General features: G+C 67.6%; 11 protein-coding genes and 3 pseudogenes. 5 read left to right on the plus strand and 9 right to left on the minus strand.

Annotated features, from left to right (window positions below; all coding sequences use genetic code 11):
- Positions 1-89: 89 nt before the first annotated feature.
- The 7 genes and pseudogenes from mmaA4 to L6444_RS04795 all read right to left on the minus strand — a co-directional run bounded on the left by mmaA4 (position 90) and on the right by L6444_RS04795 (position 6,961).
- A complete protein-coding gene (gene mmaA4 / locus L6444_RS04765; RefSeq protein WP_236981073.1) occupies positions 90-989 on the minus strand; it encodes a hydroxymycolate synthase MmaA4 in 900 nt (299 codons plus the stop codon).
- 144 nt (positions 990-1,133) lie between these two features.
- Positions 1,134-2,015, minus strand: coding sequence for a cyclopropane mycolic acid synthase family methyltransferase (locus L6444_RS04770; protein ID WP_236981075.1), 882 nt, complete (start codon positions 2,013-2,015; stop codon positions 1,134-1,136).
- 144 nt (positions 2,016-2,159) lie between these two features.
- Positions 2,160-3,023 (minus strand): cyclopropane mycolic acid synthase family methyltransferase, encoded by an 864-nt coding sequence (locus tag L6444_RS04775; protein ID WP_236981077.1) that lies wholly within the window; start codon positions 3,021-3,023, stop codon positions 2,160-2,162.
- 155 nt (positions 3,024-3,178) lie between these two features.
- Positions 3,179-4,039, minus strand: a complete 861-nt coding sequence (locus tag L6444_RS04780) for a cyclopropane mycolic acid synthase family methyltransferase (protein ID WP_236981079.1) — start codon at positions 4,037-4,039, stop codon at positions 3,179-3,181.
- 84 nt (positions 4,040-4,123) lie between these two features.
- A complete protein-coding gene (locus L6444_RS04785; RefSeq protein WP_236981081.1) occupies positions 4,124-5,026 on the minus strand; it encodes an alpha/beta fold hydrolase in 903 nt (300 codons plus the stop codon).
- A gap of 5 nt (positions 5,027-5,031) precedes the next feature.
- The gene (locus L6444_RS04790) at positions 5,032-6,378 is read right to left on the minus strand and encodes an ABC1 kinase family protein (protein ID WP_236981083.1); all 1,347 of its coding nucleotides are present in this window, start codon (positions 6,376-6,378) and stop codon (positions 5,032-5,034) included.
- Positions 6,379-6,404: 26 nt separating this feature from the next.
- Positions 6,405-6,961 (minus strand): annotated as a pseudogene (locus tag L6444_RS04795) (DinB family protein).
- 82 nt (positions 6,962-7,043) lie between these two features.
- On the opposite strand from L6444_RS04795, the pseudogene L6444_RS04800 reads away from it, so the two are divergent.
- From L6444_RS04800 to L6444_RS04810, 3 genes and pseudogenes are all read left to right on the plus strand, one after another.
- Positions 7,044-11,242, plus strand: a pseudogene (locus L6444_RS04800) (glycoside hydrolase family 38 N-terminal domain-containing protein).
- Positions 11,212-11,856, plus strand: a complete 645-nt coding sequence (locus tag L6444_RS04805; protein ID WP_236983811.1) for a DUF7158 domain-containing protein — start codon at positions 11,212-11,214, stop codon at positions 11,854-11,856. The pseudogene L6444_RS04800 and the gene L6444_RS04805 overlap by 31 nt, the downstream one beginning before the upstream one ends.
- Position 11,857: 1 nt before the next feature.
- Complete coding sequence (locus tag L6444_RS04810) at positions 11,858-12,778, plus strand: ROK family protein (protein WP_236983813.1); 921 nt, start codon at positions 11,858-11,860, stop codon at positions 12,776-12,778.
- 14 nt (positions 12,779-12,792) lie between these two features.
- Here the strand turns inward: L6444_RS04810 and L6444_RS04815 are convergent, their stop codons facing one another.
- Entirely contained in the window at positions 12,793-13,113 is a 321-nt protein-coding gene (locus L6444_RS04815) for a hypothetical protein (protein WP_238305404.1), read from the minus strand.
- A gap of 219 nt (positions 13,114-13,332) precedes the next feature.
- Here L6444_RS04815 and rplJ point away from each other — a divergent pair.
- Positions 13,333-13,916, plus strand: a pseudogene (gene rplJ / locus L6444_RS04820) (50S ribosomal protein L10).
- Positions 13,917-13,964: 48 nt separating this feature from the next.
- Positions 13,965-14,357 carry a 50S ribosomal protein L7/L12 gene (gene rplL, locus L6444_RS04825; RefSeq protein WP_236981085.1) on the plus strand — a complete coding sequence of 131 codons (393 nt, stop codon included), beginning with the start codon at positions 13,965-13,967 and terminating at the stop codon, positions 14,355-14,357.
- A 49-nt stretch (positions 14,358-14,406) separates the two neighbouring features.
- On the opposite strand, the gene L6444_RS04830 is transcribed toward rplL, so the two are convergent.
- On the minus strand, positions 14,407-15,090 hold the full coding sequence (locus L6444_RS04830) for a TetR/AcrR family transcriptional regulator (RefSeq protein WP_236981087.1): 684 nt from the start codon (positions 15,088-15,090) through the stop codon (positions 14,407-14,409).
- Between the last annotated feature and the right edge of the window lie 16 nt (positions 15,091-15,106).

Below are 15,106 nucleotides of genomic sequence, written 5' to 3' on the forward strand. Positions count from 1 at the left end.
ACCTCCGGCAGTGAGCGAAACCCTGATGTTCCACTCTCTACCTGTCCGACGAACGGCGCCCGGCGAATCCGACAGCCGGCCGGAGAAATCTAGGCGCTGACCGCCCCCGGCTTGAGGTAGGTGACCAGGCTGCAGTCGAGCATCTCGTCGTCGAAGTAGTGCTCGCAACCCCGCAGGTACTTCATGTACCGGTCGTACACCTCTTGCGAGGTCACCTCGATCGCCTTTTCCCGGTTCGCCTCCAGGGTGTTACCCCAGATGTGCAGGGTTTTGACGTAGTGCGACCGCAATGAGACAGGTTCGGGGACAACGAAACCGGCCTTCTCGCCGTGCTCGACCATCATCTCGGTGGTCGGCAGCCGGCCGCCCGGGAAAATCTCGGTGATGATGAATTTGATGAAGCGCACGGTCTCGAAGGTGAGCTTCTTACCCCGAGCGTGCATGTTGTACGGGTGGTAACTGACGCTGCTTTGGATGATCATCCGGCCGTCGTCGGGCAGGATGTCGAAACAGCGCTTGAAGAAGTCGTCGTAGTTCTCGTGCCCGAAGTGTTCGAATGCCTCGATCGACACGATCCGGTCAACGGGTTCGTGGAAGTCTTCCCAGCCGTGCAGCAGCACCCGACGCGACCGGTCGGTGTCGATGGAGTCCAGCACCTGCTGACTGCGGGCGTGCTGGTTCTTGGACAGCGTCAACCCGATGACATTGACGTCGTACTTCTCGACGGCGCGCTTCATCGTGTTGCCCCACCCGCAGCCGATATCCAGCAGCGTCATCCCCGGCTTGAGGTCCAGTTGGTCCAGGTTCAGGTCGACTTTGGCGATCTGGGCCTCTTGCAGAGAGATGTCCGGCGGCTCGAAGTATGCGCAGCTGTAGGTTCGCGTCGGGTCCTGAAACAGGGCGAAGAAGTCGTCGGAGACGTCGTAGTGCGCCTGGATGTCCTCGAACTGTGTCGGCTTGGTCGCGACGTCGTGGGATTTCTCGGCCATTAGCGGTGGTGTTCTCCTGGTGATGTGGCATTGCCGCGTCGCGCGCACGCGTCTCAAGTCATTGACGTGCAACCCTACCCGATCTGGCAGGTCAGCTGATCGGTTCGGGGCTGCCGCCGATGCCCGTCTGTGACACCGGAAAGTCTACTTCTGCAGGGTGAAGTGGTGGCAGTCGATGTAGCCGATCCGGAAGGACTTGGCAGAGCCGGTCAGGTATTTCATGTACCGCTCATAGATTTCCTCGGACTGGAGCTCGATGGCCGCTTCCCGGTTGGCTTCCAGGGCTTCGGCCCACAGGTCCAGCGTCCGGGCGAAGTGCAGCTGCAGCGATTCCACGTGGGTCACCGAGAACCCGGCCTTGGTCGCGTGCTCCTGGACCTTCTCGATCGACGGCAGCCGGCCGCCGGGGAAGATGTCGGTCACGATGAACTTGATGAACCGCGCCATCTCGAACGTGACGGGCATGCCTCGCTCGACGATCTGGCCGCCGGTCAGTCCGGTGATCGAGTGCAGCAGCATCACCCCGTCCGCCGGCAGGGCGTTGTAGACGAACTTGAAGAAGTCGTCGTAACGCTGGAAACCGAAATGCTCCAGCGCCTCGATGGTGATGATCCGGTCCACCTGCCCGTCGAAGTCCGCCCAGTCGCTCAGCAGCACCTGGTGCGTGCGGTTGGTGTCGACCTGGTCGAGCAGCTGCTGGCAGTAGGCGTGCTGATTCTTGGACAGCGTCACCCCGACCACGTTGACGTCGTACTTCTCCAGCGCCCGCTTCATGGTCGAACCCCAGCCACAGCCGATGTCGAGCAACGTCATGCCCGGCTCGAGTCCCAGCTTGCCCAGCGCCAGGTCCAGCTTGGCGATCTGGGCTTCCTCCAACGTCATGTCGTCGCGCTCGAAATAGGCGCAGCTGTAGGTCCGGGTGGGATCGGTGAACAGCTCGAAGAATTCGTTGGAGATGTCGTAGTGCGCCTGGACGTCGTCGTTGTTCTCTCGCCTGCTTCGGGCGCGAGTCAAGTTGTTAGACATTTGCCCTCCCGATGGGACCTGACCATCCCCCCGCGAGGTGGCCATCTCGGCACCCTACACGCGTGCTCGGGGCAACGTTCGTATCTGAAGGCCCCGGATGCCGCATTTTTCGAATTAGACCTACCAGACGTCACTTTGGTCTCTTTACTTCTCCAGCGTGAACTGGTTGACGTCGATGTATCCCACCCGGAACGCATCGGCACAACCGGTCAGATACTTCATGTATCGGTCGTAGACCTCTTCGGACTGCACCTTGATCGCCTCGTCCCGATGAGCCTGCAGCGCTTCGGCCCAAAGATCGAGGGTCCGCGCGTAGTGCGGTTGCAACGACTGGCGACGGGTCAGCTTGAAACCGGCCTTCGACGAGTGCTCCTCGACCTTCTCGATCGACGGCAGCCGGCCGCCGGGGAAGATCTCGGTCACGATGAACTTGATGAAGCGGGCCATCTCGAACGTCAGCGGCATGCCTCGCTCGATCATCTGATCCGGAATCAGCGCGGTGATGGTGTGCAGCAGCATCACGCCGTCATCGGGCAGCACCCGGGCGGCCAGCGCGAAGAAGTCGTCGTAGCGGTCGAAGCCGAAATGCTCGAACGCGCCGATCGACACGATCCGGTCGACGGGTTCGTCGAAGCGCTCCCAGCCTTCCAGCAGCACCCGCTTGGTCCGCGGCGAGTCCAGCTCATCGAACGACTTCTGGACGTGGGTGGCCTGGTTCTTCGACAACGTCAGGCCGACGACGTTGACGTCGTACTTCTCGATCGCGCGGCGCATCGTGGCACCCCAGCCGCACCCGACGTCCAGCAGAGTCATACCGGGCTGGAGTCGGAGTTTGCCCAGCGCCAGGTCGATCTTGGCGATCTGAGCTTCCTCCAGAGTCATGTCGTCGCGCTCGAAATAGGCGCAGCTGTACGTCTGGGTCGGGTCCAGGAAAAGCCGGAAGAAGTCGTCGGACAGGTCGTAGTGCGCCTGCACGTCGTCGAAGTGCGGTTTCAGCTTCTGAGCCATGATGCCTTTCCGGAACCCCGAAGGCCCCACGATCGCATGCCGAAGTCGTGCCTGATTTCATGCGAGCCCCCCGGCGCATGCCGCAGGCATCTTATCCGACACGACGTCGCATCGCTAAACCACGGCAGTGTCTTGCCAGGTGAAAGGGGTGGCCGCTACTTCGTCAGGGTGTACTGAGCGACGTTGGACAAACCCTTGCGGAAAAGGCCTGCGCAGCCGGTCAGATAACGCATGAAACGGTCGTAGACCTCTTGCGACTGGATTTCGATGGCGCGCTCGCGGTTGGCTTCCAAATTGGCCGCCCACATGTCCAATGTCCGCGCGTAATGCGGCTGCAGGTATTGGATTTGCTCGACCGCGAAACCACTGTTCTTCGCGTTGTCGATGATGTCGACTTCGCCGCACATGCCGCCGCCGGGGAAGATCTCCGTCGCCAGGAAGCGGAAGAAACGCAGATCGCTCATCGTGACGGTGATGCCTTGGTCGCGCCAGTACGTCTGCTCGTGGGTGAAGATGCTGTGCAGCAGCATCCGTCCGTCGTCGGGCAGGATCTCGTAGGCGCGGTCGAAGAACGCCGGCCAGCGTTCCTTCTTGAACGCGTCGAAGGCTTCGAAGCTGACGATCCGGTCGACCTTCTCGTCGAACTCTTCCCAGCCTTGCAGTCGCGCTTCGGTGTGGCGCGTAGTCGGGATCGCGGCGAGTCGGGCCTGGCTGCGCGCGGCGTGATTGCGGCTCAGCGTGATCCCGATGACGTTGACGTCGTACTTTTCCACGGCGCGCACGACGGCGCCGCCCCAGCCGCAGCCGACGTCGAGCAAGGTCATCCCCGGCTCGAGGTTCAGCTTGTCCAGCGCCAGATCCAGCTTTGCGATCTGCGCCTCTTCCAGCGTCATGTCGTCGCGTTCGAAATACGCACAGGTGTAGACCATGTTGGGGTCTAGGAACAGGGCGAAGAAGTCATCGGAGATGTCGTACGTCGCTTGCGACTCTTCGTAATATGGTCTCAATTCGGCCACTTGCGGCCACCTCCCGCGGACACGACTGCACCTCTCATATGCGTGTTACCCGAACACATTCTTCCTAAGCTGCCGGCTGATGTCTTAACCGGCAGCGGTGAAATTGCTTGTCAACTCTTCGATGACGCGATCCCAAAGTTGTCTGGGCAGATCATGACCCATACCGTCGACCAACACCAATCGGGCCCCATTGATAGCACGCGCGACCGCGCGACCACCGGCAGGGCGCATCAGTTTGTCGGCGCGGCCGTGAATCACCACCGTCGGCGCGGTGATGCGCCGGTCGTAGTGCAGTAGGCTGCCGGTGCCCAGGATGGCGCCGAACTGTTGGGTGATGCCCCACGGGTGGAAGTTGCGGTCGTAACTTTCGGCGGCGTCGGCGCGCATCTGTTCTTCCGGCGTCGGGTAGGCCGGGCTGCCGATGATCCGGCTGACCCGCACCGAGTTCTCGATGATGGTCTCGCGCGGCGAGCTCGGCGGCGGACCTTTGATGAGCGAGAACAGCGCACGCGGTGCCGGTGGCGGCAGGAATCGGTGGTTGTTGCTGGAGAAGATGATCGACAGCGACTTGGTGTGGTGGGCGAACCGCGCCGCGAAGACCTGCGCGATCATGCCGCCCATCGACGCCCCGACGATGTGCGCGTGCTTGATGTCGAGGTGTCTGAGCAGGGCCGCGGCGTCGTCGGCCATGTCTTCCAGCGTGTACGCCGCCCGGCTGGGCAGACCCAGCCAGGACCGCGCCATCCGGGTCACCAGCGGTGGCGGGGAGTAACGCTGCGTCTTGGTCGACAGGCCGACGTCGCGGTTGTCGAACCGGATGACCCGCAGCCCCTGAGCGACCAGTCGCTCGCAGAACGCGGTCCGCCACAGCAGCAGCTGGGCACCTAGTCCCATGATCAGCAACACGGGGGGATCCTCGAGGTCACCCATGTCCTCGTAATAGAGCTTCACATCGCTTGACTCGGCGAAGCCGCTTCGAACTTCCACCGCGCTCAGACCTCGACGTCGGATTGATGCTCGCGGCTGACCTCGACCATGAAGTTCGCGAAGTAGCCGGTGAGCTGCGGGTCGGACATCATCTGCCACTTGGGCGCCAGCAGCTTCATGTACCGCTCCACGTAGAGGAACTGCTTGCCGATCAGCACCAACTCGCGGGGCAGCTTGACGTCGTAGGCGTCGGCCAGCGCAGAAAGCTGGCGGCCGATGTCCGCGTAGGACATGTCGCCCAGCGACTGCATGGTCAGCGGGGTGGCGAACTTCTCCAGGTCCTTGGCGGCCTGCGCCTCGGGTTTCATGGTCCCGACCGCTCCCATCAGCACCACGATCTTGCCGGCCGCGGCGTGGTCCTTCTTCACCAGCAGCGCGTAGACCAGTTCACGCAACAGCCAGCGGGTACGCGGGTCGATCCGGCCCATGATGCCGAAGTCGAAAAACACGATCCGGCCCTCGTCGTCCACGTAGAGGTTGCCCGCATGCAGGTCGCCGTGGAACAACCCGTGCCGCAGCCCACCCTCGAACACGCTGAACAGCAGGGCTTTCACCAGCTCGGTGCCGTCGAACCCGGCCTTGCGGATCTCGGCGACGTTGTCGATGCGGATGCCGTGTACCCGCTCCATCGTCAGCACCCGTTCGCTGGTGAAGTTCCAGTGCACCTGAGGCACCCGGATGTTCTTGCCCAGCGGTGACGAGTGCAGATGCGACACCCAGGCGTCCATCGACTGCGCTTCCAGGCGGAAGTCGAGTTCCTCGGCCAAGTTGTCGGAGAAGTCGGCGACCACGTCCTGCGCCGAGAGCCGGCGACCCAGCTTGGCCAGTTCGACGGCCTGGGCGAAGCGCTGCAGAATCTGCAGGTCCGCGGCCACCCGACGCCGAATGCCCGGCCGCTGGATCTTGACCACGACTTCCTCGCCGGTCTTGAGGGTCGCGTAATGCACCTGCGCAATCGACGCAGACGCGAACGGCTTCTCCTCGAATGACGCGAACAGATTCGAGGGCTCGTCGCCGAGTTCCTCGACGAACAGCCGGTGTACCTCGTCGGTGTCAGCCGGCGGAACCCGGTCGAGCAGGGTGCGGAACTCACGGGACAGCGATTCGCCGAAAGCCCCCGGGCTGGACGCGATGATCTGTCCGAACTTCACATATGTCGGGCCCAGATCGGCGAAGGTCTGCGGGATTTCCTTGATGATCTTCTGCTGCCAGGGCCCCTTGCCCGGCAGTTTGGTGACCACGCGCGCGGCGGTGCGGGTGACCTGCCAACCGGTGACAGCGACCCGGGCCGCTTCGACCGGCAACGGCACCCGGTCGAGCTTGGCCACATCGCGGTGTTTGGTGGAGCTCATTGGAGCAGTGTGCCAAATCCGGGGAGTCAACTCCCAATCTGCGTGATGTCGCTCACCAGCGGGGCAGCTCGTTGGTGCAGGTAAAGGTCGCGCAGACAAGCGATCTCGGCGCCGTGGTGGATCGCCTCGCGGTTGACGTGCAGAACCAGCTCGCTCAGCGCGTACTCGGCGTAGGGGCCCTCGGCGGGGCCGCACGGCCGGTACAGGTCGGCACCGGTCAGCGACCGCACCCCGGCGATCCACCCCGCGTAGGCGTCGTCGAGCTGCCGCAGCGCAGTGCCGGCGTCGGTGGCGTAGGGCCAACTCTGGTAGTCGGCGGGCGGCCCGCCGAAGTGGTGGTGTGTCCGCATGGCGAACACGCCGACGATCAGATGGGCCGCGCGCCAGGCGATGGTGGTGAACGGTGCGGGGTCGGGTGCCGGGTACGCGAAGTCGATGGTCCCGTCGGGATGCACGGTCCAGCAGTCCGGTACCGGCTGCCAGAAGTATTCGTCGTCGGTCAGGCCGTCCAGGCGCGGCCGCAACTGTCCACACTCCAGTGCCAGTCGAGTTGCTCGACGAGTTGCGTCGTGAGGTCCGCCATGTCTTCCAGGCTGCCACCGATCGCGGCGCGCCCGGTCGTCAAACGCCTTCAGCAGGCCTGCGCAGCGCCGTAAGGTGCTGATATGCAGCTGATTTCGGCGGGCTCGACCGAGCTGTTCGTGGGCCCGCCGAAGCGCCCGCTGCAATTGGCGCGGGTGACGGTCGGCGGCTGTACCGCACCCACCCAGCTGCGTATCGACGGCAACGGTCTACGCGGCGAAGTGGTGGTTGCGGCGGGCCAAGAGGTGGTCGAGGTTCCAGTCGTCGTCGAACGCGCGGTGATCGGCCAGCGCCGCGACGCCGCGGTGCGGGCCGGGGCGGCGCAGCTGTCCTTCGAGTTCGTGGTTGCCGAGCCCGGCTGGACGATGTTCATGGTCAGCCACTTCCACTACGACCCGGTCTGGTGGAACACCCAGGGCGCCTACACCAGCGCATGGACCGAGGACCCGCCGGGACAGTGCCGCCAGACCAACGGCTTCGAGCTGGTCCACGCGCACCTGGAGATGGCGCGCCGGGAACCCGAGTACAAATTCGTGCTCGCCGAAGTCGACTACCTCAAGCCGTACTGGGACACCCACCCCGAGGACCGGGCGGACCTGCGCCGGTTCTTCGCCCAGGGCCGGGTCGAGGTGATGGGCGGCACCTACAACGAGCCCAACACCAACCTCACCAGCCCGGAAACAACCATCCGCAACCTGGTGCACGGCATCGGTTTCCAGCGCAACGTGCTGGGGGCCGAGCCGGCCACCGCCTGGCAGCTCGACGTGTTCGGCCACGACCCGCAGTTCCCGGGAATGGCGGCCGATGCCGGGCTGACCTCGAGTTCGTGGGCACGCGGACCGCATCACCAGTGGGGTCCGGCGCAGGGCGGCGACGTCGAGCGCATGCAGTTTTCCAGCGAGTTCGAATGGATCTCGCCGTCGGGACGCGGCCTGCTCACCCACTACATGCCGGCGCACTATTCGGCGGGCTGGTGGATGGACTCCTCGACCACGCTGGCGGCGGCCGAGGAGGCGACCTACGCGCTGTTCGAACAGCTCAAGAGGGTTGCACTGACGCGCAATGTGCTGCTGCCGGTCGGCACCGACTACACCCCGCCGAACAAGTGGGTCACCGAGATCCACCGCGACTGGGCCGCCCGCTACACCTGGCCGCGGTTCGTGTGCGGGCTGCCGCGGGAGTTCTTCGCGGCAGTGCGGGCGGAGCTGGCCGACCCGAAACGGGTTGCCTCGCCGCAGACCCGCGACATGAACCCGATCTACACCGGTAAGGACGTGTCGTACATCGACACCAAGCAGGCCAACCGGGCCGCCGAGAACGCGGTACTGGACGCCGAGCGTTTCGCCGTGTTCGCCGGGGTGTTGACGGGAGCCGAGTATCCGCAGGCGGCGTTCGCCAAGGCGTGGGTGCAGTTGGCCTACGGCGCACACCACGACGCCATCACCGGCTCGGAATCCGACCAGGTGTATCTCGATCTGCTGACCGGCTGGCGCGACGCGTGGGAGCTGGGCCGCGCCGCGCGGGACGCTTCCCTGCAGGTGCTGTCGTCGTTGGCGGCCGGCGCGTCCGACTCGGTGGTGGTCTGGAATCCGGTGACGCAGCCGCGCAGCGACATCGTCACCGCCCGGCTGGATGCGCCGCTGCCGGCCGGGGTGCGGGTGCTGGACTCCGACGGTGTCGAGCATCCCGCCCAGGTGGACGACGGCGGCCACTCGGTGAGCTGGCTGGCCCGCGACGTGCCGTCGCTGGGCTGGCGGACCTACCGGTTGATTCCGCGTGGTGCGGCCGCCGGCTGGCGGCCCGTGGCCGGGGTGCGGATCGCCAACGAGCACTACCGGCTCACTGTCGACCCGGCGCGCGGTGGGGCGGTGGATTCCCTGGTACGGGCCGGTCGCGAGTTGATCGCCGACGGCCGGGTGGGTAACGAGCTCGCCGTCTACGAGGAGTATTCGTCGCATCCGAGCCAGGGGGAAGGGCCGTGGCACCTGCTGACCAAGGGGCCGGTGGTCGGTTCGTCGGAGTCGTCCGCCGCCGTGCAGGCCTACCACGGTCCGCTCGGCCAGCGGCTGGTGGTGCAGGGCCGCATCGGCGAGCTGCTGCGGTACACCCAGACGCTGACGCTGTGGCACCACATCGACCGGCTGGACTGCCGCACCACCATCCACGAGTTCACCGGCGCCGACCGGTTGCTGCGGCTGCGCTGGCCGTGCCCGGTGCCCGGCGCCACCCCGGTCAGCGAGGTCGGGGACGCCGTCGTCGGGCGCGGATTCGCGCTGCTGCACGACGGGGATCGCGCGGTGGACACCGCCGAATACCTGTGGACGCTGGACAACCCGGCTTACGGCTGGTTTGGGTTGTCCTCGGCGATGCGGGTCCGCGTCGGGGAGGCGACGCGGGCGGTGTCGGTGGCCGAGGTGATCGCGCCGTCGGAGCACGAATCCGGGCCCTTGGCCCGCGACCTGATGGTGGCGCTGGTCCGCACCGGCGTGACGGCCACCTGCAGCGCTGCCGATCGGCCCCGGTACGGACATCTCGACGTCGACTCCAACCTGCCCGATGCGCGGATCGCGCTGGGCGGTCCCGGCCGCAACGCCTTCACCGCCGCGGTGCTGGCCGAGGCGGACCCGGTTTACGCCGCCGAACTGCGCCGGCAGCTGGCAGCCGACGGCGCGGCCCGGGTGTGGGTGCCCGCGGCCACCCGGCTGGCGGACGTCTGGGTACCCGACGCCGACCTGCGCGCACCGCGCGCACTGCCGGTGCTGATCGTCGACGGCCGCGACGACAGGAAACTGGCTGCCGCCATCGCCGCGCTGGTCGGTGACCTCGCCGACGCGCAGATCGTCGTCGACCAGCAGGCGCCGTCGGGGCCGGAACCGTTCGACGACCGCACCGTCGCGTTGCTCAACCGTGGCGTGCCGAGCTTCGCTGTCGAGGGACCGGGCACCGACGGCACCCTGCACACGGCGCTGATGCGGTCCTGCACGGGCTGGCCGTCGGGAACCTGGATAGACGAGCCGCGCCGCACCGCGCCGGACGGTTCCAACTTCCAGCTGCAGCACTGGACCCACGATTTCGACTACGCGCTGGTCTGCGACAGCGGCGACTGGCGCCGCGCCGGGCTGCCGGCACGCAGCGCGCAGTTCGCCAACCCGCTGCTGGCGGTAACCCCGCGGGAGCGGCGGGCAGTGCTCCCGCCGGTCGGTTCGTTGCTGCGGGTCGAGCCCGCCGGGGCGGTGCACCTCGCTGCGCTCAAGGCGGCCGGCAATCCGCTGACGGCCGGCCGCACCGACCCCGTCGCACCCCACGAGGTGGCGTTGCGGTTGGTGGAGTCGGTCGGGTCCGGAACCCGGGTGGTGATCGGCTCGGACCTCGGCGCACTGCGTGCGCTGCGCCAGGCGGACCTGTTGGAGCAACCGCTGCGTCGCAAGCGAATGATCGAGCTGCACGGCTACGAGATCGCGACCGTGCTGGCGCGGCTCGACGTCCCCGCCGTGCGTGCCGCGCCGACGCAATTGGCCCCGCACGCGGAGTCGGCCCAGCCGCTCTACGCGCGATATTGGCTGCACAACCGCGGTCCCGCACCGCTGGGTGGGTTGCCGGCCGTGGCCTACCTGCATCCCCGGCAACTCAGTGCCGGCGCCGGTGACCGCCTGCGGCTGCGGCTGACCGCGGCCAGCGACTGCACCGATGCCACGCTGGGCGGCACGGTCGAACTGCTGGGGCCGGACGGCTGGCTGGTCAGCCCCACTGAGCTGCCGTTCACGCTGGGCGCCGGGGAGCATCTGGAGAACGAGGTTGTGGTGACTGTCCCGGCGGATGCCGCGACCGGGCTGCACCCGATCCGGGCTCAGCTGCGCGTCACCGACGCCGACACTCCGGCGGCGTGGCGGCAGGTGGTGGAGGACGTCGCCGTGGTGGCCGTCGGGACCGAGGACACCGAGCTGATCTACCTGATCGACGGTCCGGCCGAGGTCGAGCTGGCCGCCGGCCAGCGGTCGCGCCTGGCCGTGACGATCGGCAGCCGTGCCGGGGCCGACCTGGCCCTGGAAGCGCACCTCATCAGTCCGTGGGGGACCTGGGATTGGATCGGTCCGGCCGTCATCGGCGCGACGCTTCCGCCGGCGGCACCGCCGAACTCGCCTTCGAGGTGTCGCCGCCGACGTGGGTGGCGCCGGGGAGCTGGTGGGCGCTGGTCCGGGTCGGCTGCGCGGGCCACCTGGTGTATTCGCCGGCCGCGCAGGTGACGGTGACATCGGGCGGACCTGCAGGAGGAGACGCGTGAGCGAGCATCCCGTTGCGACCGTGGGAGGGGCGGGGGTCGCCGTCGCCGAAGTCGACGAGCGCGAGGCGCGGCTGCGGGCCGGACCTCAGGCCGCCGCTTTGCCGCGGTCCGGTACCAGCGAGGGCCGCCAGCTGCGCCGCTGGCTGACTCAGCTGATCGTGACCGAGCGGGTGGTCGACGTGGAGGTGTCCGCGCGCGGCCTGGACGTGGCTGACGCCCCGGCCGAATCCGAGGTGTTGCCCGATGTCACCGCGCGGTTGGAGATCGGCAGCATCGCGGCGGCCACCCTGGCCCGGCCGGCTGCGCGGGCCTTGTTCGCCGACGTCACGGCCGGCGTCACGGTTAGCGAGGCCGAGGTCGCCGACTACCACGCCCGCAATCCGCTGCGCTTTGCGGCCGAGCGTGCCGGCGACCACGGCTGGCGGGGTCCGGCACTCGCCGGGCCGCCGCTGGAGCAGGTCCGGGCCGCGGTCACCGAGCATCTGCTGGGGGCCGCTCGCCGGCGCACGTTCCGGGTGTGGCTGGACGCGCGGCGGGAGGCTCTGGTGCACCTTGCGCCCGGCTATGAGCATCCCGGTGACCCCCGTCAGCCCGACAACACCCACCGGCACTGACATGCTGACCCTCTGCCTCGACATCGGCGGCACCAAGATCGCGGCCGCACTCGCCGACCCCGCCCGTGCCCGTCCCGCCGATCTGCTGGTGTACAACGCCAAGCGCCCGACTCCGCAAGGTGTGAACGCCGACCAGGTTTGGCAGGCGGTCGCCGCGTTGATCGACGAAGCGGTGCAGGCCGCCGGGGGTGCGGTCGCCGCGGTGGGCATCGCGTCGGCCGGGCCCGTCGACCTGGGGGAGGGCACCGTGAGCCCGGTCAATATCGCGGCTTGGCGCGGATTCCCGCTGCGGGACCGAGTGGCGGCGCTGTTACCCGGTGTGCCGGTGCGGCTCGGCGGCGACGGGGTGTGCATGGCGGTTGGTGAGCACTGGCTCGGTGGCGGACGGGGTGCCGGGTTCATGTTGGGCATGGTGGTCTCGACCGGGGTCGGTGGCGGATTGGTGCTCGACGGCGTTCCCTACGACGGCCGCACCGGAAACGCCGGCCACGTCGGCCATGTCGTCGTCGATCCGGACGGCCGGGCCTGCGCGTGCGGCGGGCGGGGCTGCGTGGAGACCGTGGCATCCGGTCCGTCGATGGTGCGCTGGGCGCGGGAGAACGGCTGGGCCGCGCCCGCCGGGGCCGGCGCCAAGGAGTTGGCCGACGCGGCGGCGAGTGGGGATCCGTTGGCGCAGAAGGTGTTTCGGCGGGGCACGCGAGCGTTGGCGGCGATGATCGCCTCGGTGGGTGCGGTCTGCGACCTTGACCTGGTGGTGATCGGCGGGGGAGTGGCGAAGTCCGGTGACGTGCTGTTCGACCCGCTGCGGGCGGCACTGTCCGAATATGCAGGCCTTACCTTTCTGTCCGGACTGCGGGTGGTGCCCGCCGAACTGGGCGGTGCGGCCGGGCTGATCGGGGCAGCCCGGCTGGCCGGGCTGTAGGCAGCCGCGGAGCGCTACTGCGGCGTTCCGGCCTGCCCGTCGAGTCCGAGCAGCAGGCCCCCGTCGCCGCCGGCGCCCGCAGTGCCCTGGGTGCTGGCGGCGTTTCCGCCGAGGCCCGGATTACCTCCGTTACCGCCGCTGCCGATCAGCCCGGCCGTACCGCCGTCACCTCCGTCGCCGCCGGTGGTGATGGGGCCGGTGCCCGCGCCGCCGGCCCCGCCGGCGCCGCCGAAGCCGGACAGCAACCCGGCGTCGCCGCCGCGGCCGCCGTGGCCCCCGTGGTACCCGTTCCCGCCGTTTTGGCTGATCGACGCCCGCCGCGCTATGGTGGTCACCGATCCACCGAAGACCGTCGGTCACCGAGCAATCGGTTGAAAGTCCGGGAGAATCCCGGCGGCCCACGCAGGAGGACGAGGTGTTATCCGTCGGCGCATGCGTCGGCGCATCCCCAACGCCCCGGCCGCATCCTGCGCCGGGGCGTTCGTCGTTCTCAGGTGATCCGGCAGACCAACAGACTTTCCAGCACATCGGTACTTCGACCACAGGAGGCAGGCATGGCCAAGGCTGACAAGGCCACCGCCGTTGCAGACATCGCCGAGCACTTCAAGGCCTCGAGCGCGACCGTCATCACCGAATACCGCGGCCTGACCGTCGCCAACCTGGCCGAGCTGCGTCGGTCGCTGAGCGGCTCGGCCACCTACGCGGTGGCCAAGAACACCCTGATCAAGCGGGCTGCCTCGGAGGCCGGGATCGAAGGCCTCGACGAGCTGTTCGCCGGGCCGACGGCGATCGCGTTCGTCACCGGTGAGCCCGTCGACGTCGCCAAGGCGCTGAAGACCTTCGCCAAGGAGCACAAGGCGCTGATCATCAAGGGCGGCTACATGGATGGTCACGCCCTGAGCGTGGCCGAGGTCGAGCGCATCGCCGACCTGGAATCCCGCGAGGTGCTGCTGGCCAAGCTGGCCGGCGCCATGAAGGGCAACCTCGCCAAGGCCGCGGGGCTGTTCAATGCGCCCGCGTCGCAGATGGCCCGACTGCTGGCCGCTCTGCAGGAAAAAGAAGGACTCCGAAGGCTCCCGCGGCGGCCGCCGCGCCGGCCGCAGAGGCACCAGCCGAGGCAGCTGCCGAAGCCGAGTAACACCCGCAAACCCCGACAAACCCGGAAATATCAGGAAGGACCCACACCATGGCCAAGCTGTCCAGCGACGACCTGCTCGACGCATTCAAGGAAATGACCCTGTTGGAGCTCTCGGACTTCGTGAAGAAGTTCGAGGAGACCTTTGAGGTCACCGCGGCCGCCCCGGTCGCCGTTGCCGCTGCCGGTGGTGGCGGCGGCGCCGCTCCCGCTGAGGCCGCCGAGGAGCAGAGCGAGTTCGACGTGATCCTCGAGGCCGCCGGCGACAAGAAGATCGGCGTCATCAAGGTGGTCCGCGAGATCGTCTCGGGCCTGGGCCTCAAGGAGGCCAAGGACCTGGTCGACGGCGCCCCCAAGCCGCTGCTCGAGAAGGTCGCCAAGGAGGCCGCCGACGAGGCCAAGGCCAAGCTCGAGGCCGCCGGCGCCACCGTCACCGTCAAGTAGTTCAGAACCACGCGCAAACCCCCGGATCGACATCCGGGGGTTTTTGCGTTCAGCCGGCCGACGCCCGCGCCGAACGCCGCACCAGCTCCGGCGAATCGCCAAGGGCCACAAGAAGATTCGTGGTCATGGAACTGAGCACCGGCCCGACGGCGGCGTCGTCGTCGCCGTAGAACCCGGCCAGTTCCAGCATCACGAAACCATGCACGCACGCCCAGAATTGGGCGGCGGTGGCCACGATTTCCCGATCCGACCCGGCCTCGGTGGCCGCGGCGCCGGCGCTGATTCGGCCGGCATCCATCGCCCGTTGCACCGCGCGCACCAGGTGCGCGAAGCTCGGGATGCCTTGATAGATCTGGTCCAGCGTCAGCGTCAGCACATTGCCCGCGGGGGCGTTGATGCCGTGTGCGCTGGTGCTGCCGAACATCAAGCGGTAGAGGTGTGGTCGTTGTATCGCGTACCGGCGGTACGCGGCGCCCACCGACAGCAGGTCGGCGACCGGATCGGCGGTCTCGGGCATGCGCAAAGCCACGTCGAACTGCCGTAACCCCTCCTCGGCGACGGCGGCGATCAGCCCGCGCATGCCGCCGAAATGGGTGTACACCGCCATCGTCGAAGTCCCGGCTGCGCCGGCCACCTTGCGCGTCTGCAGCGCGTCGGGACCGTGCTCGTCCAGTAGGGCCACGGCCGCGTGCAGCAACGCGTCGCGCACGTTGCGCTCAGTCTGCGAAGTCATCTCGAGAGACATTATT

It is taken from the genome of Mycobacterium kiyosense (genome assembly GCA_021654635.1).
GTDB classification, from domain to species: domain Bacteria; phylum Actinomycetota; class Actinomycetes; order Mycobacteriales; family Mycobacteriaceae; genus Mycobacterium; species Mycobacterium kiyosense.

Excerpts from the sequence above, each read along its gene's own strand:
- L6444_RS04790 (WP_236981083.1), bottom strand. The coding sequence starts at position 6,378 with ATGAGCTCCACCAAACACCGCGATGTGGCCAAGCTCGACCGGGTGCCG.
- L6444_RS04810 (WP_236983813.1), top strand. The coding sequence starts at position 11,858 with ATGCTGACCCTCTGCCTCGACATCGGCGGCACCAAGATCGCGGCCGCA.
- L6444_RS04830 (WP_236981087.1), bottom strand. The coding sequence starts at position 15,090 with ATGACTTCGCAGACTGAGCGCAACGTGCGCGACGCGTTGCTGCACGCG.
- rplL (WP_236981085.1), top strand. The coding sequence starts at position 13,965 with ATGGCCAAGCTGTCCAGCGACGACCTGCTCGACGCATTCAAGGAAATG.
- mmaA4 (WP_236981073.1), bottom strand. The coding sequence starts at position 989 with ATGGCCGAGAAATCCCACGACGTCGCGACCAAGCCGACACAGTTCGAG.
- L6444_RS04775 (WP_236981077.1), bottom strand. The coding sequence starts at position 3,023 with ATGGCTCAGAAGCTGAAACCGCACTTCGACGACGTGCAGGCGCACTAC.
- L6444_RS04770 (WP_236981075.1), bottom strand. The coding sequence starts at position 2,015 with ATGTCTAACAACTTGACTCGCGCCCGAAGCAGGCGAGAGAACAACGAC.